The organism is Brevundimonas sp. (assembly GCF_036677305.1).
Lineage (GTDB): Bacteria > Pseudomonadota > Alphaproteobacteria > Caulobacterales > Caulobacteraceae > Brevundimonas.
Genome location: NZ_JAKFEB010000229.1, coordinates 1 through 19,619, shown reverse-complemented (window position 1 = coordinate 19,619; position 19,619 = coordinate 1). Strand labels below are relative to the sequence as shown.

Sequence of the window (19,619 nt, the reverse complement as noted above, 5' to 3'; positions counted from 1 at the left end):
CGGGCGCTGATGGACTATTCGGACCTCGACGCCGACGCCATCGCGCGCCGCGCCATGGCGATCGCCGCCGACATCTGCGTCTACACCAACGGCAATCTGACGGTTGAGACGCTGGACTGAGCTTTCCGCGATTTAACGGGACAGGTCCGCGCTTATGACGATGATCGTCGGCGGGAGGATCACTCATGCGCGTCTTCGTCTTCGCTGCGGCCCTGCTGGCCGCCACGCCCGGCCTGACCCGAAGCCCCGACGTCGCCCCCGTGGTGGCCGCCGAACGGGCCTTCGCGGCGGACTTTCCCGCCCTGGGTCTGGCCGGCAGCTTCCAGAAATGGGGCCGCCCCGACGCCATCCTGATCAACGGCGGCCAGGCCCTGACCCTCGAAAAGGTCTTCGAGGGCGCGCCCCTGACCCGCCAGCCGGGCGAGCCGCTGATCGAATGGCACCCGACCTTCGCCGGTATCGCCCGCTCGGGAGAGATGGGCTTCACCACCGGCCCCGCCGCCCGCGATCAGGAGGGCTACGGCCACTATTTCACGGTCTGGGTGCGCCAGGCCGTCGGCCAGTGGCGCTGGGTCTATGACGGCGGCTCGAACGCCAGTCCGGCGGGTCAGCCGGGGCCCGACACCGAACCGAGGCTTCTGCCCGTCTCCACGGTCGGCACGGCGTCGCCCGAAGCCGCCATGACCGAGGTCCGGGAGGCCGAGGCCGCACTGGCCATGGCCGCCGCGGTCGACCAGAAGGCCGCCCATCTGTCGGTGCTGGCGCCGGACGGTCGGCTCTATGTCGCTCCCCTGCCCCCGGCCGAGAGCCCGGCCGCCTTCGCCGCGGCCCTCGACGGCTGGCCCGCCCGGTTCGAGTTCGGCCCCGCCGAGGGCGGCGGCGCCTCGGAGGCGGGAGACATGGCCTGGACGTATGGCCCGGCGGCCTGGACCCGCGACGGACAGTCGCGCAGGGGCCACTATATGCGGCTGTGGCAGAAGCGGCCCGAAGGCTGGAGGCTGATCATGGCCCAGCTGATCCCCGCCCCGATCGCCGCGCCCCCTCCCGCGGGGGGTTGAGCCGCCCTATCTGCGAAAGATGACCGACCTCTCCCCCCGCGAAATCGTCTCCGAACTCGACCGCTTCATCGTCGGCCAGCACGACGCCAAGCGCGCCGTCGCCGTGGCCCTGCGCAACAGGTGGCGGCGCAAGCGCGTGCCCGACGACCTGCGCGACGAGGTGACGCCCAAGAACATCCTGATGATCGGCCCGACCGGCGTCGGCAAGACCGAGATCGCCCGGCGTCTGGCCCGGCTGGCGGGGTCGCCCTTCCTCAAGGTCGAGGCGACCAAATTCACCGAGGTCGGCTATGTCGGCCGCGACGTCGACCAGATCATGCGCGACCTGGTCGAGGCCGCCCTGGTCATGGTCCGCGACAAGCGCCGCGCGGGCGTCAAGGCCAAGGCCGAGGGCCAGGCCGAGGAACGCATCCTCGACGCCCTTGTCGGTCCCGGCTCCCAGCCGGCGACGCGCGAGAGCTTCCGCAAGAAGCTGCGCGCCGGCGAGATGGACGACAAGGAGATCGAGATCACCCTGGCCGACACCGGCTCGCCCATGCAGGGGCTGGACCTGCCCGGCGGCGGCAATGTCGGCATGATCAATCTGTCCGAAATGCTGGGCAAGCTGGGCGGCGGCCGGACCAAGACCGCGAAACTGACCGTCCGCGACGCCCTCGCGCCGCTGGTCACCGAGGAAAGCGACAAGCTGCTGGATCAGGAAAGCCTGACCACCGAGGCCATGCAGCTGGCCGAGAACGAGGGCATCGTCTTCATCGACGAGATCGACAAGGTGGCCGGCCGGTCCGATCGCTCGGGCGGCGACGTGTCGCGCGAGGGCGTCCAGCGCGACCTGCTGCCCCTGATCGAGGGCACCACCGTCTCGACCAAATACGGGCCGGTGAAGTCCGACCATGTGTTGTTCATCGCCTCGGGCGCCTTCCACGTCGCCAAGCCTTCGGACCTGCTGCCCGAGCTGCAGGGCCGGCTGCCCATCCGGGTCGAGCTGAAGGCCCTGACGCGCGACGACTTCGTGCGCATCCTGACCGAACCCGAGGCCAATCTGATCCGCCAGAACCAGGCCTTGCTGGCCACCGAGAACGTGACCCTGACCTTCACCGACGACGCGGTCGAGGCCATGGCCGACGCGGCCGTGGCGGCCAATGGCGCGGTCGAGAACATCGGCGCGCGGCGGCTGGTGACGGTGATCGAACGGGTGCTGGAGGAGACCAGTTTCAAGGCCTCGGACCTGACCGGCCAGACCGTGGCGTTCGACGGGCCGAAGGTGCGCGATCTGGTCGGCGACCTGTCGCGGGACGCGGATCTGAGCCGGTTCATCTTGTAGGCAGGCAACCGTCGGCGGCTCCGGTCCGTATCTGCGCGGGACGATCACGCGAAGGACGTTCCATGACCCCGATCCGCCGCGCCCTGCTGGCCGCCTGCCTCTGTGCGCTGTCGGCGCCCGCCGCCGCCGCCGCACCCGCCGCCCAGCCCGCAGCCCAGTCCCGCACGCTCGACCTCGACCGGTTCGACGGCCGCTGGTTCGAGATCGCGCGCAGCCCCAACGACGTGCAGAAGGACTGCCGCCGGGCGCAGATCGATTTCAATCCGCAGGCCCGGGCCGACCGCTACGGCATCCTGGTCACCTGCACGCGTCGCGCGGACGGCGCGATCGAGACCCTGAGGGCCAACGCCCGCGTCACCGATCCGGGAACCAACACCCGCTTCCGCTTCACCCTGACCGGCCTGCTCGGCGTCGGCGGTCTGGCGGGACAGAACTATCAGGTCCAGGACCGTGCGCCCGACTACAGCTGGGCCATCCTCTCCCTGCCCGACAGGTCGGACTGGTGGGCGTGGCACCGCAGTCAGAGTCCTTCGGAGACCGAGCGGACCCGGGTCGTCGCCCGCGCCCGCGCCCTCGGGCTGGACGTCTCCAATGTGATCCACACGGGTCGTTGAGCCCGCCCCGTCCCGCTTGAAACCGGAACACAAGCGGAACATAAAGCGGGATGCCCGCCGAACTCCTGCAGATCGACCTCGTCTTCAGCCGTCCGGAGACGACCCTGTCGGTGACGCGGGGCGCGGCGCGGCTGATGGTCGATCTGGGCTATGCGCCCCTGCTTGAGGTCTGCCTGCCCAACGGGCGGCGCGCCGACGTCATGGCCATCGGGCCGCGCGGCGACATCGTCATCTGCGAGGTCAAGTCCGGGATCGAGGACTATCGCGTCGACCGCAAATGGGGCGAGTACGGCCCGTTCTGCGACGCCTTCTATTTCGCGGTCGCGCCCGAGTTTCCGTCGGACATCCTGCCCGAACACCCCGGCCTGATCGTCGCCGACGGCTTCGGCGGGGCCGTGGTGCGCGAGGCGCCCCTGGCTCCGCTGGCCCCGGCCCGCCGCAAGGCCCTGACCATCGCCTTCGCCCGTCTGGGCGCGATGCGGACCCTGAGGGATCAGGCCGCGGGCTGAGCCTTTTCGACCACCGGACCGCTCTCCCCTGTGGACATGACGGCCGCCGAAGAGGCGGCGCAGCCGTTCAGGCTGGTCTCGCCGACCTTGACCATGGCGGTCAGCGGATAGGTGCGGTCGCTCATCCCGTCGGAGCATTCGGTGGCGACCAGGGTGACGCTGAGCGGCGTCCCGGCCCCGGTCTTTCCTTCGAAGGTCGCCGTGGTGCCCTGGAGGACGGCCTTCGGCTGGGGCGCGCGCTGTTCGGGCGGTTCGGGGGTCGTATAGACCATCTCGCTCCCGGTCAGCTCCACGCTCCAGAACGGCTCGGTGCCCAGCGCCCGCACGGGTTGGGTCAGGTCGACGCCGCCCAGCACCGGCGCGGGCTCCGGGACCGCGGGCGGCGGCGCGGCGGACTCGTCCCCCTGGGAACAGGCCGACAGGATCAGGGCGGATACGGCGAGGGCGGTGAGGCGCATGGGGGGCTCCGGTCTATCTCCAGCAACAAACGCGGACCGCGCCGTTCGGGTCAAGTCCGCAGGCCGCCCGCCGTCAGAGCCAGCCCTGCTTCCGGAACCAGGCCAGCGGCAGGATGGCGGACACCACCATGGCGACTACCGCCAGCGGATAGCCCCAGGGCTGCGCCAGCTCGGGCATGTGGTCGAAATTCATGCCGTAGATCGAGGCGATCAGGGTCGGCGGCAGGAAGGCCACCGCCGCCACCGAGAAGATCTTGATGATCGACGACTGCTCGATGTTGATCAGGCCCAGCGCCGCCGACAGCTGGAAATTGATCGAGGCGGCGACCGACTGGTTGTGCGCGGACAGGCTCTCGGCGTCGCGGGCCAGAGAGCGCAGGTGCGTCCTGGCCTCCTCGGTGTCCATCCGCTCGTCGATGCCGACGAAGGCGAAGATCCGCGCCAGTCCGGCCAGGCTCTGCTCGATGCGGGCGTTGCTCATCTGGGCCCGGCCCAGTTTGGTGATCAGCTTGCCGAAGCCGACGGTCTTGCCGCCCGAGAAGACGTGGCCGGCGATGGTCTCGACCCTGAGCACGGTGCCCGACAGGATGTCGGAGACGCGGTCGATGATGGTCTCCATCAGGTTCAGGAAGACATCGGCGCCCGTGGCGCAGCGGTTCGGCTCGCGCTCCAGCTTCTCGATCATCAGCCGGAAGGGCTTGGGGTCGGTGTAGCGGATGGTCACCAGCGGTCCGCCGGTGACCACGAAGGTCACGGGCTCGACGCCCGGAATTTCCTCGTCGCCGTGGATGATGATGTCGGCGGTGGCGTAGGTCGCGCCGTTCTCGCGAAAGACCCGGCTGGAGGCCTCGAGCTCGGCCATTTCCTCGCGGGTCGGCACCGACAGGCCCAGCGCCTTTTCGACGGCGCCTTCTTCCTCGAGGGTGGGAGCGATCAGATCGATCCAGACCGCGTCAGGCGGCAGGGTCCAGGCCGCGGGATCGACCAGTTGCTCGCAGGCGGAACGGCCCGCGCACCAGACGCGGATCATGCCTTGAGCCTGTAGTGAACGGGAGTTTTAGGGCTGGCCGGACGGGACGTCGGCCGAGGCCATGAGGACGGTCTCGACGGTCCGGGCGGCCGGGGCTTTGTAGATGAAGCCATAGGTCGGATAGACGGAGGTGCCGAGGTCATGGATCGGGTTGTACCAGACCTTGACCGCACTCCAATCGCCCGAGGACGAAACGTCGACGACGGTGACGTTTTCCTCGACCCGGCCGCGGCTGCCGCCCCAGTTGGCGTGGGTCACGCGGATCACGCGGTCGGTCAGGATATCGGAAACGACGGCGACGTGGCCGCGGGTCATCCGGCCGCTGGGCTGGAAGGCCAGGACGGCGCCGGTCTCGGGCCGGCCGCCGGTGCGGAACTTGCCCTGGGCCTGCCGCCACCAGGTGAGGGCGTCGCCGAAGATGTTGATGCCCGAAAACATGCGGGCGAAGGTCACGCACTGCCAGTAGGGCTCGTCGGCCTTCGCGACGGGCGCATAGCCCAGCGCAGAAAATCCGAGGGTCGCTGCAACCGCAGCGGCTGTGAGCCGTTTCAACATACTGGCGCGTTTCCCCGACGTCCGAAGACCTATCCCTAGACGATAGTTTTCGAGGGTTGAAGAACCCTTTCGGGCGAATCCGTGTGCGGTTTTGTCGCGGTTGACCGCGCCCGCCGCCCCTCGGCGAATCCCCTCAAAGCCTGTCGGCACGGGCGTTCGACGAGATGATAGGTGGCCATGGCCGCGACCGGGATCGCCGCCACCACCGCCAGCCACACAATGATGTGAAACCGCTTGTCCTCAGCGCCGGTCAGCCGCGCCGCGACATTGGTCATGACCAGAAGCGCCGGGGCGCAGACCATGTAGATCGAATAGCTGATCTCGCCGAGATAGACCCCGGTCTTCGATCCCATCAGCCCGGCGCGGGCGTTGTCCAGCGAGCCGAGGCCGAGGATCATCGCGCCGGCCAGAAGCACGACCACCGGGTCCCACAGACCCAGCGAGGCGCTGCCCAGCAGGGCCAGGCCGCTGATCAGGGCCAGGGGCCCCGCATACGGAACGGGCGCGCGACGGCGCACCAGATAGAGGGCGCAGCCCAGCAGGAAGCAGGGCACGATCCTGAGCGCGCCCCAGCGGAAGGTCGCCTCGGTCAGGGAGAAGCCCGCCAGCGGCTGGAAGGCGGCGTAGACGCCCAGCGCCAGCAGAACGGCGCCGGCCACCGCCAGCCACGGTCGTTCCCGCATCCGCCACGCCACAAAGGCGTAGGCCGGGAAGGTCAGATAGGCGAACCACTCGGCCGAGATCGACCAGGACGGATGGTTGAACGCCGAAGTCGGCGCCAGACCCCAGGCGTGGGTCATGGTCAGATGGGCCGGCAGGGCGCGCCAGTCGGTCAGGCTCCCGTCGATGCTGAGCCCCGCCGCCGTGCCAGCGATCCCGAGCGCGACCATGCCGGACAGGGTCAGCAGATGCAGCGGATAGACCCGCGCGATCCGGGCCCACAGGAAGCCGCCGTAGGAATAGCGCTTCGTCCCCGCCGCCTCGAGATAGACGTGGCTGAGGATGAAGCCCGAGAGGACGAAGAAGACCTCGACCCCGAGATAGCCTTTGGTCACGGCCACCGGGACCCAGCTGACGTCCAGATGCGGCCAGGCCGTGTAGAGCACCACCCACAGGGCGGCGAGGAAGCGCAGGCCGGTCAGGGCGCGCAGGTCTGGAGGGGTCTGGACAGGCGTCATGGCCCGCCAGACTGCCGCAACAGCCTTGGAAAACGATTAAGCCGCCTTAGGGGCCGTCATTACGGCGATTTCACCTCTTCATCCGCATCCGCGCGCCGACGTTCGCGCCTCTGATCCTACGGGAGGCTCACGAAACCCCTCGACAGAAGGATGCGTAAAAATGATCGTCTCGACCCTCATCGCCGCCGTTCTGGCCGCCGGCTCGCCGGAGATGCGCGCGCCGCCCGTCATGCAGGTTCCGGCCGCCGGTCTGGACCTGTCAGACGCCCGTGACGCGGCCGTGTTCGCCGACCGCGTGGTCGAGCAGAGCCGGCGATTCTGCGCCGTGCACGTCGAACGGATCACGCCCGAGCATCCCGCCAATCCGCGCTTCTGCGAGCGCGGCATGGCGGAAGCCGCCGTCCGCGCCCTGCCCGAGGCGCATCGCCAGCGCTTCCTGAAGGCCGGCGGCCTGGGGCTGGTCTATCGCGGCCTGCGTTAGGTCAGGCCGCGCATTCCGCCGGCTTCGTCTCGCCCGCCTTGTACATGGCGCAGGAGCGGTCGATCTCGTCCTGGATCAGCTGGCAGGGGTTCTCGGGGTTGCACGGCGGGTGCGAGGCCGGGCTGACCCTGGTGCAGCGGCTGGCCAGCTCGATCGCGGCGTCCGAACCCTGATCGAGCGTGCACGACATCGACCCGGACTCCACGGGGGCGATGGCCTCTTCCTGCGGCGGGGCGTCGGCCGGCATGACCGGGTCGGGGGCGTTTGCGGCCGCAGGGGCCGCGGCGTCGCCGGCCGCGGGTTCGGCCGGTTGCTGGCAGGCGGCCAGCAGAAGCACGGTCAGCAGGATCGGCAGGCGCATCAGATCGTCTCCCCACGATGAAGGGGCGGACGATGCCCGCTTTCAGCGAACGATGGAACCCCGGACGCCCGTAAGGCGAAGCTTACCGGCCCAGCGCGGCCCGCTGCAGGGCGAACAGTTCGGCGCAGCCGCCCTCGGCCAGCTGGAACAGCCGGTCGAACTCGGCGCGCGAGAAGCCGCGCTTCTCGCCCGTCGCCTGGATCTCGACGATGCCGCCCGCGCCGGTCAGGACGAAGTTGGAATCCGCCTCGGCGGTGGAATCCTCCTCATAGTCGAGGTCCAGCACCGGCCGGTCGCCGCAGATGCCGCACGAGACGGCCGCGACCTGATCGAGGATGGGGTCGGTCTTCAGCACGCCCTCGGCGCGCAGATAGTCAAAGGCGCTGGCCATGGCGACCCAGGCGCCGGTGATGGCCGCCGTGCGCGTGCCGCCGTCGGCCTGGATGACGTCGCAGTCCAGCACCACCTGCCGCTCGCCCAGCAGTTTCAGATCGACCACGGCGCGCAGCGAGCGGCCGATCAGGCGCTGGATCTCCTGCGTCCGGCCCGTCTGCTTGCCGCTGGCGGCCTCGCGCCGGCCGCGCGTGTGGGTGGCGCGGGGCAGCATGCCGTATTCCGCCGTGACCCAGCCCGACCCCTTGTTGCGCATCCAGCCGGGCACGTTCTCTTCCACCGAGGCGGTCACCAGAACCTTCGTATGGCCGAAGCTCACCAGGCACGAGCCCTCGGCGTAGCGGTTCACGCCGGTCTCGAGCGTGACGGTGCGAAGCTGTTCGGGGGTGCGGTCGGACGGGCGCATACGGTATTCCTTGAAGCGGCGGCTGCGGTGCTTATCCTGAAACCGTGACCCTGTCCCCCGCATCTTCGGCCCCCGCGTCTCCGGTTCGCCTGCGTCCGGCCACGCAGGACGACGCCCCGATGCTGGCGGAATGGGACCGCGAGCCGCACGTCATCGAATGCTCGACCGACGATCCCGACGCCGATGTGGCCTTCGGCGGGATCGAATGGCGCGAGGAACTGGCCGACCAGTCCGGGGTCAGCTTCTACCGCATCGCCGAGGCGGACGGCCGCCCGATCGGCGTCATGCAGATCATCGACCCGCACCTGGAGTCGACGCACTACTGGGGCGAGATCGAGCCCGATCTGCGCGCCATGGACATCTGGATCGGACCCGCCGACGCGCTCGGCAAGGGCTACGGCACGCAGATGATGACCCTCGCCGCCGACGAGGCCTTCGCCGATCCGGCGGTGACCGCCATCGTCATCGATCCGCTGAACTCGAACGCCGACGCCCACCGCTTCTACCAGCGCCTCGGCTTCGAGCCCGTCGGGCGGCGCATGTTCGATCAGGACGACTGCCTGGTGCATCGGCTGACGCGCGCGGCGTGGGAAGGACGGCGCGCATGAACCCCACCCTGCTCACCTCGACGGCGATGGGCGCCGGCAGCCTGACCGGTCTGGACCAGCGCGCCCGCGACATCTTCCGCCGCATCGTCGAGACCTATCTGGAGACCGGCGATCCCGTCGGTTCGCGCACCCTGTCGATGACCGGGGTGGCCCTGTCGCCGGCCTCGATCCGCAACACCATGCAGGACCTGACGATGGCGGGCCTGCTGGGCGCCCCCCACACCTCGGCGGGCCGGATACCGACCCATGCGGGCCTGCGCCTGTTCGTCGACGGCCTGCTGGAGATCGGCGACATCGGCGCGGACGAGCGGCGCGAGATCGACGCCCGCCTCGCCGGGCGCGGGCGCAGCTTCGAGGAGGCCCTCGACGCGGCCTCCAGCCTGCTGTCGGGTCTCGCGGGCGGCGCCAGCATCGTCGCCAGCCCGATCCGCGAGGCGGGCGTCAAACACGTCGAATTCGTCGCCCTCGGCCACGACCAGGCGCTGGCCGTGCTGGTCGGGGACGACGGCTCGGTCGAGAACCGGCTGATGCCGCTCAAGGCCGGGGTCACCCCCTCAACCCTGACCGAGGCCTCCAACTTCCTCAACGCCCGCCTCAAGGGCCGCCCCCTGCACGAGGCGCGCACCGAGATGCGCACCGAACTGGACGCCGCCCGGCGCGAGCTGGACGCCGCCGCCGCCCGTCTGGTCGAGGATGGTCTGGCCGCCTGGTCGGGCGGGGCCGAGCGCGAACGCTCCCTGATCGTGCGCGGCCGCGCCAATCTGCTGCACGACCGCGAGACCGCCGAGGATCTGGAGAAGGTCCGCATCCTGTTCGACGACCTGGAGCAGAAGGAACAGCTGATCGGCCTGCTGGACGGGGTGTCCACGGCCCAGGGCGTGCGCATCTTCATCGGCGCGGAAACCAGACTCTTTTCGCTTTCGGGTTCCGCCGTGATCGCGGCGCCCTATATGACGGGCCGACAAAGGGTCCTGGGCGCCATCGGCGTGATCGGACCCGCGCGACTGAACTATGCCCGCATCATCCCGTTGGTGGACTATACCGCACGGGTGCTGGGGCGAATGCTGGACGGACAGGACACTTGAGCGACATTCACGACGAGTTTGACGACGAAGCCGAAGCCAACGCCGAGGCCGGTCTGGACGCCCGCCCGGGCGATGACGACGACATGGGGCCGATCGACGCACTGATCGCCGAGCGCGACCAGTGGAAGGACCGCGCCCTGCGCGCGGTCGCCGAGGCCGAGAACACGAAGAAGCGGGCCGAGACCTCGAACAACGACGCCCGCGCCTACGCCATCCAGAAATTCGCCCGCGACCTGCTGGGCGTGGCCGACAATCTGGAGCGCGCGCTGCAGGCCGCCCCGAAGAACGCCGACGCCGGCGAGGCCGGTCTGGTGACGGGTCTCGAGCTGACCCAGAAATCGCTGCTGCAGGCCTTCGAGTCCAACCATCTGAAACGCGTCGCCCCCGAGCCGGGCGAGGCCTTCGACCCGCACCTGCATCAGGCCATGATGGAACAGCCGTCCGACAGCGTGCAGGGCGGGCAGGTCATCCAGACATTGCAGCCCGGCTACGCCCTGTTCGGCCGCACCGTGCGCCCGGCCATGGTGGTGGTCGCCGCCAAGGGCTCCGGCGCCGCGGCCGGAAACGCCGCCTATGTCGCGGCGGGCGCGACCGGCGGCAATTTCGACGAAAAGGCCTAGGCCCGGGCAACCCACTCCACCACCGTCACCCTCGGGCTTGACCCGAGGGCCAGACTGTCCGGGGCTCCGTCGAGCGGTGCACGGGCGCAATCGCGGGGCCGTCCCTGTCGCACAGCCCGCCTCTCGCCTCTGATCCTCGGGTCAAGCCCGAGGATGACGGCCGGAGGGAAGGGGGGGTGTCCTACCCCTTCAGCCGGACCTCGAAGAAGGCCAGCAGTTTCGCCCATCCGTCCGCCGCGTCGGCGGCGCGATAGCTGTCGCGATAGTCGGCGTGGAAGCCGTGGGGCGCGGCCGGATAGACGTCGATCCGGCTGTTCGTCTGGCCCGCCCGCTGCAGGGCGGCGCGCATGGCCTCGACGCTGGTCAGGGGGATGCCCCGGTCCGCCTCGCCGTACAGGCCCAGAACGGGCGCCTTCAGATCGTCGGCCAGGTCGACCGGCCAGGGGCGGCCCGCGGCCGCCTGTTCCGGCGTGGCGGTCTCCGCGGGGGCCAGACGGCCGTACCAGGCGACCCCGGCGTCGATGGCGGCGAAGCGCGCCGCGGCCTGCCACACCACCTTGCCGCCCCAGCACCAGCCGGTGATCCCGACCTTGTCGGTATTGGCCCACAGTTGCGAACTGGCCCAGTCGAGGGTGGCGGCGATGTCGCCCATGACCTGCTCATAGCCCGCGGCGGCCACGATCTGCTGGATGCGCTGCATGTCGCCGAGCGGAGCGGGGTCCTCGACGCGCACGAAGAAGGCCGGGGCGATGGCGGCGTATCCCGCCTTGGCCAGCCGGCGGCAGACGTCGCGGATATATTCATGGACGCCGAAGATCTCGGACACGACCACGACCACCGGATAGGGCCCGTCGCCGGTCGGTCGGGCGACGTACGCGGGCAGGGCGAAGCCGTCGGGCGCCGGATAGGTCGTCTGTTCGATCGTCAGGTCGTCGTCGTCCGTGGTGATCGGCGCGGCCTGGCGGGCAAGGGCGGCCGGGGCGTAGCCGGCGAAGGCCAGGCCGCCCACGGCGCCGACGGCCAGCGCCCGGCGGCTGAAGCGGAAATCCCCGGCCTCGGGGCCCTCGGGGCGGATCAGGTTGGTCATGACGGGCTCCGGCCTTGGAAAGGCCGGACCTTGGCGCGGCCTCGCCGGGGCGTCCATTCACGTTTGCTGTGAAGCTATACGGCCCGGCGCAGCGTCAGATTGATGCGTCCGCCGCCCGGGATCAGGGTCGAGGAGCCGGGAATGATCCGGTCGACGCCGTGCCGCGCCAGCCGCGCCGGGCCGGTCAGGGCGCAGACGTCGCCCGAGTTCAGCCGCATCGTCTTCGTCGGCCCGCCGCCCGCCGCCCCGATCCGGAACATCGCCGCATCGCCCAGCGACACGGACAGCACCGGCGCCGACATGTCCGCCTCGTCCCGGTCCTGATGCAGGCCCATCCTCGCCCCGTCGCGGTACAGATTGACCAGACAGGCGTCCGGCGGCGTCTCCGCCCCCGTCAGATCCCGCCACAGTTGCAGCAACAGCGGCGGAATCGGCGGCCAGGCCGCGCCCGTCACGGGATGGGTCGCCTGATAGCGATAGCCCGCCCGGTCCGACACCCAGCCCAGCGGCCCCAGACTGGTCATCCGCACCGAGAAGGGCCGTCCGCCCGGCGTCACCGGCTGATGGAACGGCGCGACCGCCTCGGCCGCCAGCACCTCGGCCAGCAATCCCGCCTGTTCGGACGCGGAAAGGGCTCCCGGCCAGAACCGGAAGCCCTCCATTCCCGTATCGATCTCGCGCGCTCCGCTCATACCCTTAAGGTAGGTGCGCGCGACCGGGCCTCAAGTAGTCCGAAGGGCGGTAGGCCCGACAGGCAAGCTGAGGCGCTGCGCGCCTCAGCGCGTGTAGTAGTAGTCGGCGATCTCGCAGACGTTGACGTTGTTGCGGATCAGGTTCTGGCCGTTGGTGAACTCGGCCTTGAAGTCGAACAGGCAGGCGCCGGTGCCGTCGTCGATGTTCATCACGATGCTGGCGTTATTGGCCAGAACGTCGTCGCCCAGGATGTCCTCTTCCCAGTCGCTGCGGCTCGTGTTCGACGCATAGAAGCGCAGCATGGTCCAGCCGGTGTTGTTGTGGATGCGCACGCGGCGGTTCCGGCCATCGCGCGACTGGATCGGCGCGCTGGCCGTGGCGGCCGTGACGGCGACGGCCCGGTCGGGCGCAGCCGTGGTGGCCGAAGCGGCCGCGGTCGTCGCCAGGGCTGCCAGAATCAAGGCGGCGCGGACGATGGTCTTTTGTACGCTCATAGTCGGTTTCTCCCCGAATACCGGCCCCCCCGAGGTCGGTTAACACCCGATTAGTTACACCAATGTTCGGCGAAATCACCCCCCCGGGATCAAAAGGCGAATCTTCGCCCAAAGGCGTTTGGGGCTTGCGGGCGGGGGGGTGTTTCCCATATCGGCCACAACCGTCGTAAATCCCCGCAGATCGTGGGGACTTGCGTCGGAACCGTACCAACCGACCAACGACCCTGACACCGGGGGCGGTCACGCGCGGCGCTTCGCTCTAAAAGGCCGCCGCATCGCCCGCTGAATGGAGTGAAAGACCAAGATATGGCCAAGATCATCGGCATCGACCTGGGCACCACGAACTCGTGCGTCGCCGTCATGGACGGCAAGAACCCCAAGGTCATCGAAAACGCCGAGGGCAACCGCACCACGCCCTCCGTCGTCGCTATCCAGGACAGCGGCGAAGTGCTGGTGGGCCAGCCGGCCAAGCGCCAGGCGGTCACCAACCCGACCAACACCTTCTTCGCCATCAAGCGCCTGATCGGCCGCAATTTCACGGATCCCGTGGTGGCGAAAGACAAGGGGATGGTCCCCTATGAGATCGTCAAGGGCCCGACCGGCGACGCCTGGGTGAAGGCCCACGGCAAGGACTATTCGCCCCAGCAGGTCTCGGCCTTCACCCTCGGCAAGATGAAGGAGGCCGCTGAGGCCTACCTCGGCGAGACCGTCACCCAGGCCGTCATCACCGTTCCCGCCTATTTCAACGACGCCCAGCGTCAGGCGACCAAGGACGCCGGCAAGATCGCCGGCCTGGAAGTCCTGCGCATCATCAACGAGCCGACCGCGGCCGCCCTGGCCTACGGCCTGGACAAGAACGACGGCCAGAAGATCGCCGTCTATGACCTCGGCGGCGGCACCTTCGACGTCTCGATCCTCGAGATCGGCGACGGCGTCTTCGAGGTGAAGTCGACCAACGGCGACACCTTCCTGGGCGGCGAGGACTTCGACCTGCGCCTGGTCGACTATCTGGCCGACGAGTTCAAGAAGGAGCAGGGCGTCGACCTGCGCTCCGACAAACTGGCCCTGCAGCGCCTGAAGGAAGAGGCCGAAAAGGCCAAGAAGGAGCTCAGCTCCACGACCCAGTACGAGGTCAATCTGCCGTTCATCACCATGAACGCCTCGGGCCCGCTGCACCTGAACATCAAGCTCTCGCGCGCCAAGCTGGAGGCCCTCGTCGAGGACCTGGTCCAGCGCACCATCGAGCCCTGCAAGAAGGCCCTGGCCGATGCGGGGATGAAGGCTTCGGACATCGACGAAGTGGTGCTGGTCGGCGGCATGACCCGCATGCCGATGGTCCAGGAAGCCGTGAAGAAATTCTTCGGCAAGGAGCCGCACAAGGGCGTGAACCCCGATGAGGTCGTGGCTCTGGGCGCCGCCGTCCAGGCCGGCGTTCTGCAGGGCGACGTCAAGGACGTGCTGCTGCTGGACGTGACCCCGCTGACCCTGGGCATCGAGACCCTGGGCGGCGTCTTCACCCCGCTGATCGAACGCAACACGACCATCCCGACCAAGAAGAGCCAGGTCTTCTCGACCGCCGACGACAACCAGTCGGCCGTGACGATCCGCGTCTTCCAGGGCGAGCGTCCGATGGCCGCCGACAACAAGGTGCTGGGCCAGTTCGACCTGATGGGCATTCCGCCGGCGCCGCGCGGCATGCCGCAGATCGAGGTCGCCTTCGACATCGACGCCAACGGCATCGTCCACGTGACCGCCAAGGACAAGGCGACCAACAAGGAACAGTCGATCCGCATCCAGGCCAACGGCGGCCTGTCGGACGCCGACATCGACAAGATGGTCAAGGAAGCCGAGGCCAACGCCGCGGCGGACAAGGCGAAGAAGGAAATGGTCGAGGCGGTCAACGCCGCCGACAGCCTGATCCACTCGACCGAAAAGGCCATGGCCGAACACGGCGACAAGATCGGCGGCGACGAGAAGACCGCCATCGAAACCGCCCTGGCCGAGCTGAAGACCGCCAGGGAAGGCACGGACCCGGAAGACATCCGGACGAAGACCAACACCCTGGTCCAGGCCTCGATGAAACTGGGCGAGGCCATGTACGCCTCGCAGCAGGGCGCCGGCGACGGCGCTGCGGATGAAGCCCCCGCCGACGACGGCGTGGTCGACGCCGAGTTCGAGGAAGTCTCGGGCGACGACGACGAGAAGAAGAGCGCGTAAGACACACCGCTCGAACAATCATCCGGCCCCGCTTGTCTGACGACGGGCGGGGCCGTTTCATGAACTTGCATCATTTCCCCGGGCGCCCATCTCAGCCCGGTCAGCCGCACGGTCATTCGCCCGCCAAGAGGCGCGGACCGCCGGCAAGAGTAAGAGGACGACCGCCGCATGGCGACGCGTGACTATTACGAGGTACTGGGGGTCGAGCGGACCATCGACGCCGCCGGCCTGAAGGCCGCCTACCGCAAGCTGGCCATGCAGCACCACCCCGACCGCAATGGCGGGTGCGACGACTCCATGGCGCGGTTCAAGGAAATCTCCGAAGCCTATTCCGTCCTGTCCGACGACCAGAAACGCGCCGCCTACGACCGCTTCGGCCACGCCGGCGTCAACGGCGGCGGCGGCGGCAATCCGTTCGGCCAGGGCCAGGGCTTCGCCGACGTCAACGACATCTTCTCCCAGGTCTTCGGCGAGGCGTTCGGCGACGTCTTCGGCGGCCGACAGGGCGGCGGGGCCCGCCAGCACGGCCCGCGCCGCGGCTCGGACCTGCGCTACGACCTCGAGATCACGCTGGAGCAGGCCTACAAGGGCGCCGACGTCGAGATCTCCGTCCCCACCACGGCGGCCTGCGACACCTGCGAGGGCACGGGCGCCAAGGCCGGCACCAAGCCGACCACCTGCACCACCTGCCAGGGCGCCGGGCGCGTGCGCTCCGCCAACGGCTTCTTCCAGGTCGAGCGCACCTGCCCCCGCTGCGGCGGCCACGGCCAGATGATCGCCGAGCCCTGCACCAGCTGCGCCGGCCACGGCCAGGTGCGCAAGAACCGCAAGCTGCAGCTCAAGGTCCCCGCCGGCGTCGACGACGGCTCGCGCATCCGCCTGTCGGGCGAGGGCGACGCGGGCATGCGCGGCGGCCCGCGCGGCGACCTGTACGTCTTCCTGTCGGTGACGCCGCACGAGCTGTTCGAGCGCGACAACCTCGACCTGCTGGTCACCGTGCCCGTGCCCATGACCACGGCGGCCCTGGGCGGCGAGATCGACGCCCCCTGCCTGACCTCCGAGGCCTGCGACGGCCGCTGCCGCGCGCCCGTCAACGTTCCGGCGGGCTCGCAGACCGGCAAGACGGTTCGCATCAAGGGCAAGGGCATGCCGCACCTGAACGGCAAGAACCGCGGCGACCTGGTGGTCGAGCTGTTCGTCGAGACCCCCACCGAGCTGACCGCGCACCAGAAGGAGCTGCTGCAGGAACTGGCCGCCTCGCTGGGCGAGAGCCAGACGCCGCGCAACTCGTCCTTCGCCGGCAAGGCCAAACGCTTCTGGGCCGACATCGTGGGTTCCGAAACGCCGCAGTAACCCCATCCGCGACCGTCACCCTCGGGCTTGACCCGAGGGCCAGACCATCCGGTGTGCGTTGCCCGTGTGGGCCCTGATTGTGGGGGCCGCCCCGAGCACCCTGCGACACAACGTCTGATCCTCGGGTCAAGCCCGAGGATGACGGGGGTGGTGGTGTTTGGGATGACGGTCCGGGAGAAACCCTTCACAATGCCGCCAATGGTTCGGGGAACGTCATGAGCGCCATCTTCCACGCCGGCATCTCCGGGGCCCGGGGCCGCATGGGCCGGGCCGTCTCGACCGTTCTGGACGCCCGCGACGACGTGGTGGTCGCCGCCCGTTTCGATCGCGGAGAGACGCCCGACCTGTCGCTGTGCGACGTCATCATCGACTTCTCGACCCCCGACGCCTCGGTCGAACTGGCCCAGGCCTGCGCGATGCGCGGCGGTCCGGCTCTCGTGATCGGCTCCACCGGCCTGTCGCCCGAACAGGACGCGGAAATCCTCAAGGCGGCCGGGACGATCGCCATCGTCCGCAGCGGAAACTTCTCGCTGGGCGTCAACATCCTGATCGGCCTGGTCGAACACGCCGCCCAGAGGCTGGATCCGCGCGACTGGGATATCGAGGTGCTGGAGGCCCATCACCGCAGGAAGGCCGACGCCCCCTCGGGCACGGCCCTGATGCTGGGCGAGGCCGCCGCCAACGGCCGCGGCGAGGATCTGGCCGACGTCCGATCCGCCCCGTACGACGGCATCACCGGCGCGCGCGAGGCCGGCAGGATCGGCTTCGCGTCATTGCGCGGCGGCGGGATCATCGGCGAGCACACGGTGCTGTTCGCCTCGGAGGACGAGACCCTGACCCTGAGCCACTCGGCCATCGACCGCTCGCTGTTCGCGCGCGGCGCCGTGGCCGCGGCCGCGTGGGTCCGCAGCCGCAAGCCGGGCCTCTACGACATGCAGGACGTGCTGGGCTTCAGGCAGGCCTGACGGCCTGCCTGGGGCGCTACCGCTCCCGACGCGGTCGGTCGCTGCTTGAGCGCAAGCATGCGCGAAGCGCCAGGCCGCCCCCGGGCCCGACCTTCGGTCGGCCCGACGACAGGCGGGTCGGGAGGTCCCGAAGGGCCGACGACCGCGGCCCGCCAAAGATGCTGAGGCCCTCGGGCCTCAGTGCGCGTGGCGGTGTCGGCTGTGGCCGCGTCCCACGAACAGCGACTTGATGAAGAAGAAGACCGCGATGACGATCGCATAGCCCAGGAACAGGGCCAGCACGGTCATCCAGAAGGTCAGGCTGAGCAGGTTGGGCAGGACCAGGGCCCCGCCGTCCAGCATCGGCCGCACCACCCCGATCAGGATGTGCACGAAGGCCGCGCCCAGCGCCGTCGCCCACAGCCGGCTCCAGGCCGTCATCATCAGGGCCGCGATCACCGCGATCAGCAGGCCCATGATCTGGTTCACGCTGTCGAACCCGCCCTGGGCGAGGCCGAAGATACCGGTCAGAAACGCGCCGATCGAATCGAACAGGGACTCCATACGCTGACCTCCTTGGAACGGCCGAGCTTGGCCGGGAAAAAGGTTAACGCCGTTCGGCTGGATTGGCTCCTTGGCGGATCCCCATGCTAGGCTTGGGTTCGGAGGGGCCATGAGCAGATCGCGGAAAGCGCTCGGAATACTCTGCGCGGCGGCCGCCGGGGTGTTCTCCGGAGGGGCCTCTCCCGATCCCGACTCCATGGCGTTCGGCCGTCGCGGCGAGGGGACGATTTTCGACAGCATCTGTCGCTCGACCGCATCGACGCTGCCGCCGCCGAGGGCGGTGATCGACTTCATAATCGCAGAAGGCGGCAGGACCTGTTTCGCCGGCGGCGAGGGCGTACTGTTCGTCCCCCGGCGTGGAGGTGCGTGCGCGCAGCCGCACGGCCTCGGCCTGACGCAGCCTGTCGTCATTTCCCACCGGCAGGCCCAGTCCGAAATGCGTCAATGCCACGCTGACTATCGTCCGCCGGCGAAAGAGCCTGTCGGAGTGTTGATCTACAGCCCGACAGCCGACGCCGTCGATTTCCTCCAATTCGGACTGGATGTGGGGACCCTGGTCGCATTCGACATGCTGCCCGTGACCCATTTCGGGGCCGCCAACGGGGTCATCTGCCTTGAGGCCCCCGATCCGCAAATGGTCGCACAGCGCGTGATCGCCGCCGAGATCGCCGGACCTGAAGAGTTCGATGTGGAGATCACCCACGGCTCCTGCCGCGAGGCGACCCGGGCACGAACCGGCCGCTCGTGGCCGGAACGTGTCGAGGACGGCGACTAGCGACCGGTAGAGCCGAAACCGCCCGCGCCGCGCGCGGTTTCATCGAGCGTCTCCACCTCGACCATGGCGGCCTGCTCGTGCCGGGCGATGACCATCTGGGCGATGCGTTCGCCGCGTTTGATCACGAACGGCTCCTGACCGTGGTTGATCAGGATCACCCCCACCTCGCCGCGATAGTCGCTGTCGATGGTGCCGGGCGAGTTCAGGCAGGTCAGGCCGTGTTTGAGCGCCAGACCCGAGCGGGGCCGCACCTGGGCCTCGTAGCCGATCTCCAGCGCGATCTTCAGGCCCGTGGGCACCAGCGCCCGCGCGCCCGGCGCCAGCGTCAGGGGCGCGTCCTCTGCCACCGCCGCCCGCAGGTCCATCCCGGCCGAGCCGCCGGTCTCATAGGCCGGCAGGGGCAGGTCCCCGGCATGGGGCAGGCGTTCGACGCGGACGGTGGTCATGCGAATGGGCTCTCAGGCTTTGAAATGTTCGGCGATGCGGGCGGCGAGCTTCCTCGCCACCTCGGTCTTGGACTGGCGCGGCCAGCTCTCGGCGTTCCCGTCCCTGGTGAACAGGGTGACGGTGTTGCCGTCGGCGCCGAAGACGTCGTCGGACACGTCGTTGCCGACGATCCAGTCGCAGCCCTTGCGCGACAGTTTGGCCCGGGCGTTGGCCTCGAGATCCGTGGTCTCGGCCGCGAAGCCGACCACCAGTTTCGGGCGCATCGTCCCGGGCGCCGACACGCCGGCCAGGATGTCCGGGTTCTCGATCAGGGCCAGCGAGGGCGGGCCGCCGGGGGCCTTCTTGATCTTGCCCGAGGCCACGCCGTC

The 19,619-nt window shown here is 69.3% G+C and carries 24 protein-coding genes and 1 pseudogene; 13 read left to right on the top strand and 12 right to left on the bottom strand.

Going from position 1 to position 19,619, the window contains the following annotated elements; genetic code table 11:
- The 5 genes and pseudogenes from V6M42_RS13245 to mmcB all read left to right on the top strand — a co-directional run.
- Nucleotides 1-120: pseudogene (locus V6M42_RS13245) on the top strand (ATP-dependent protease subunit HslV); the annotation flags it as partial.
- A gap of 65 nt (nucleotides 121-185) precedes the next feature.
- Complete coding sequence (locus V6M42_RS13240) at nucleotides 186-1,058, top strand: DUF4440 domain-containing protein (RefSeq protein ID WP_332678905.1); 873 nt, start codon at nucleotides 186-188, stop codon at nucleotides 1,056-1,058.
- Nucleotides 1,059-1,077: 19 nt separating this feature from the next.
- Nucleotides 1,078-2,379, top strand: coding sequence for an ATP-dependent protease ATPase subunit HslU (gene hslU / locus V6M42_RS13235; protein ID WP_332657901.1), 1,302 nt, complete (start codon nucleotides 1,078-1,080; stop codon nucleotides 2,377-2,379).
- A gap of 62 nt (nucleotides 2,380-2,441) precedes the next feature.
- Nucleotides 2,442-2,993, top strand: a complete 552-nt coding sequence (locus V6M42_RS13230) for a lipocalin family protein (protein WP_332678904.1) — start codon at nucleotides 2,442-2,444, stop codon at nucleotides 2,991-2,993.
- 50 nt (nucleotides 2,994-3,043) lie between these two features.
- Nucleotides 3,044-3,502, top strand: coding sequence for a DNA repair putative endonuclease MmcB (mmcB, locus tag V6M42_RS13225; RefSeq protein WP_332678903.1), 459 nt, complete (start codon nucleotides 3,044-3,046; stop codon nucleotides 3,500-3,502).
- Here the strand turns inward: mmcB and V6M42_RS13220 are convergent.
- From V6M42_RS13220 to V6M42_RS13205, 4 genes are all read right to left on the bottom strand, one after another.
- Nucleotides 3,487-3,960: a COG3650 family protein gene (locus V6M42_RS13220; protein WP_332678902.1), complete on the bottom strand. Its 474-nt coding sequence runs from the start codon at nucleotides 3,958-3,960 to the stop codon at nucleotides 3,487-3,489. The genes mmcB and V6M42_RS13220 overlap by 16 nt on opposite strands.
- Before the next feature lie 73 nt (nucleotides 3,961-4,033).
- Nucleotides 4,034-4,990 carry a magnesium transporter CorA family protein gene (locus tag V6M42_RS13215; protein WP_332657905.1) on the bottom strand — a complete coding sequence of 319 codons (957 nt, stop codon included), beginning with the start codon at nucleotides 4,988-4,990 and terminating at the stop codon, nucleotides 4,034-4,036.
- Between the two features lie 27 nt (nucleotides 4,991-5,017).
- Nucleotides 5,018-5,545, bottom strand: coding sequence for a CHAP domain-containing protein (locus tag V6M42_RS13210; RefSeq protein WP_332678900.1), 528 nt, complete (start codon nucleotides 5,543-5,545; stop codon nucleotides 5,018-5,020).
- A 35-nt stretch (nucleotides 5,546-5,580) separates the two neighbouring features.
- A complete protein-coding gene (locus V6M42_RS13205; RefSeq protein ID WP_332678898.1) occupies nucleotides 5,581-6,723 on the bottom strand; it encodes an acyltransferase family protein in 1,143 nt (380 codons plus the stop codon).
- Between the two features lie 160 nt (nucleotides 6,724-6,883).
- On the opposite strand from V6M42_RS13205, the gene V6M42_RS13200 reads away from it, so the two are divergent.
- Entirely contained in the window at nucleotides 6,884-7,204 is a 321-nt protein-coding gene (locus V6M42_RS13200; RefSeq protein WP_332678897.1) for a UrcA family protein, read from the top strand.
- A 1-nt stretch (nucleotide 7,205) separates the two neighbouring features.
- Here the strand turns inward: V6M42_RS13200 and V6M42_RS13195 are convergent, their stop codons facing one another.
- Both V6M42_RS13195 and rph read right to left on the bottom strand, forming a co-directional pair.
- Nucleotides 7,206-7,565 carry a hypothetical protein gene (locus tag V6M42_RS13195; protein WP_332657909.1) on the bottom strand — a complete coding sequence of 120 codons (360 nt, stop codon included), beginning with the start codon at nucleotides 7,563-7,565 and terminating at the stop codon, nucleotides 7,206-7,208.
- 82 nt (nucleotides 7,566-7,647) lie between these two features.
- Nucleotides 7,648-8,364, bottom strand: coding sequence for a ribonuclease PH (gene rph / locus V6M42_RS13190; protein WP_332657910.1), 717 nt, complete (start codon nucleotides 8,362-8,364; stop codon nucleotides 7,648-7,650).
- A gap of 44 nt (nucleotides 8,365-8,408) precedes the next feature.
- Between rph and V6M42_RS13185 the strand changes: the two genes are divergently transcribed.
- Genes V6M42_RS13185 through grpE form a run of 3 tightly spaced genes read left to right on the top strand, consistent with a single transcriptional unit; the run spans nucleotide 8,409 to nucleotide 10,677 of the window.
- A complete protein-coding gene (locus V6M42_RS13185; protein ID WP_332678895.1) occupies nucleotides 8,409-8,972 on the top strand; it encodes a GNAT family N-acetyltransferase in 564 nt (187 codons plus the stop codon).
- Nucleotides 8,973-8,998: 26 nt separating this feature from the next.
- Complete coding sequence (gene hrcA, locus V6M42_RS13180; RefSeq protein ID WP_332657963.1) at nucleotides 8,999-10,057, top strand: heat-inducible transcriptional repressor HrcA; 1,059 nt, start codon at nucleotides 8,999-9,001, stop codon at nucleotides 10,055-10,057.
- Nucleotides 10,058-10,110: 53 nt separating this feature from the next.
- Entirely contained in the window at nucleotides 10,111-10,677 is a 567-nt protein-coding gene (gene grpE, locus V6M42_RS13175; RefSeq protein WP_442880971.1) for a nucleotide exchange factor GrpE, read from the top strand.
- Between the two features lie 181 nt (nucleotides 10,678-10,858).
- Here grpE and V6M42_RS13170 read toward each other — a convergent pair whose 3' ends face one another.
- The 3 genes from V6M42_RS13170 to V6M42_RS13160 all read right to left on the bottom strand — a co-directional run bounded on the left by V6M42_RS13170 (nucleotide 10,859) and on the right by V6M42_RS13160 (nucleotide 12,951).
- Nucleotides 10,859-11,764, bottom strand: a complete 906-nt coding sequence (locus V6M42_RS13170) for a dienelactone hydrolase family protein (protein WP_332678894.1) — start codon at nucleotides 11,762-11,764, stop codon at nucleotides 10,859-10,861.
- A 74-nt stretch (nucleotides 11,765-11,838) separates the two neighbouring features.
- Entirely contained in the window at nucleotides 11,839-12,456 is a 618-nt protein-coding gene (locus V6M42_RS13165) for an alpha-ketoglutarate-dependent dioxygenase AlkB (RefSeq protein WP_332678892.1), read from the bottom strand.
- Nucleotides 12,457-12,540: 84 nt separating this feature from the next.
- Complete coding sequence (locus V6M42_RS13160) at nucleotides 12,541-12,951, bottom strand: hypothetical protein (protein ID WP_332657915.1); 411 nt, start codon at nucleotides 12,949-12,951, stop codon at nucleotides 12,541-12,543.
- A 306-nt stretch (nucleotides 12,952-13,257) separates the two neighbouring features.
- On the opposite strand from V6M42_RS13160, the gene dnaK reads away from it, so the two are divergent.
- The 3 genes from dnaK to dapB all read left to right on the top strand — a co-directional run bounded on the left by dnaK (nucleotide 13,258) and on the right by dapB (nucleotide 17,486).
- The gene (gene dnaK, locus V6M42_RS13155; RefSeq protein ID WP_332657916.1) at nucleotides 13,258-15,168 is read left to right on the top strand and encodes a molecular chaperone DnaK; all 1,911 of its coding nucleotides are present in this window, start codon (nucleotides 13,258-13,260) and stop codon (nucleotides 15,166-15,168) included.
- A 168-nt stretch (nucleotides 15,169-15,336) separates the two neighbouring features.
- Nucleotides 15,337-16,521: a molecular chaperone DnaJ gene (gene dnaJ / locus V6M42_RS13150; RefSeq protein ID WP_332657917.1), complete on the top strand. Its 1,185-nt coding sequence runs from the start codon at nucleotides 15,337-15,339 to the stop codon at nucleotides 16,519-16,521.
- 215 nt (nucleotides 16,522-16,736) lie between these two features.
- Nucleotides 16,737-17,486 (top strand): 4-hydroxy-tetrahydrodipicolinate reductase, encoded by a 750-nt coding sequence (gene dapB / locus V6M42_RS13145; protein ID WP_332678891.1) that lies wholly within the window; start codon nucleotides 16,737-16,739, stop codon nucleotides 17,484-17,486.
- Nucleotides 17,487-17,663: 177 nt separating this feature from the next.
- Here the strand turns inward: dapB and V6M42_RS13140 are convergent, their stop codons facing one another.
- Nucleotides 17,664-18,029 (bottom strand): hypothetical protein, encoded by a 366-nt coding sequence (locus tag V6M42_RS13140; RefSeq protein WP_332657919.1) that lies wholly within the window; start codon nucleotides 18,027-18,029, stop codon nucleotides 17,664-17,666.
- Nucleotides 18,030-18,138: 109 nt separating this feature from the next.
- Between V6M42_RS13140 and V6M42_RS13135 the strand changes: the two genes are divergently transcribed.
- Nucleotides 18,139-18,804, top strand: a complete 666-nt coding sequence (locus V6M42_RS13135; protein WP_332678890.1) for a hypothetical protein — start codon at nucleotides 18,139-18,141, stop codon at nucleotides 18,802-18,804.
- Here V6M42_RS13135 and dut read toward each other — a convergent pair.
- Together dut and V6M42_RS13125 are read right to left on the bottom strand one after the other, a co-directional pair.
- On the bottom strand, nucleotides 18,801-19,250 hold the full coding sequence (gene dut / locus V6M42_RS13130) for a dUTP diphosphatase (RefSeq protein ID WP_332678888.1): 450 nt from the start codon (nucleotides 19,248-19,250) through the stop codon (nucleotides 18,801-18,803). The two genes, V6M42_RS13135 and dut, sit on opposite strands and share 4 nt — an antisense overlap.
- 12 nt (nucleotides 19,251-19,262) lie before the next feature.
- On the bottom strand, nucleotides 19,263-19,619 hold a 357-nt coding region (locus V6M42_RS13125), incomplete at its 5' end, for a phosphopantothenoylcysteine decarboxylase domain-containing protein (RefSeq protein WP_332678887.1).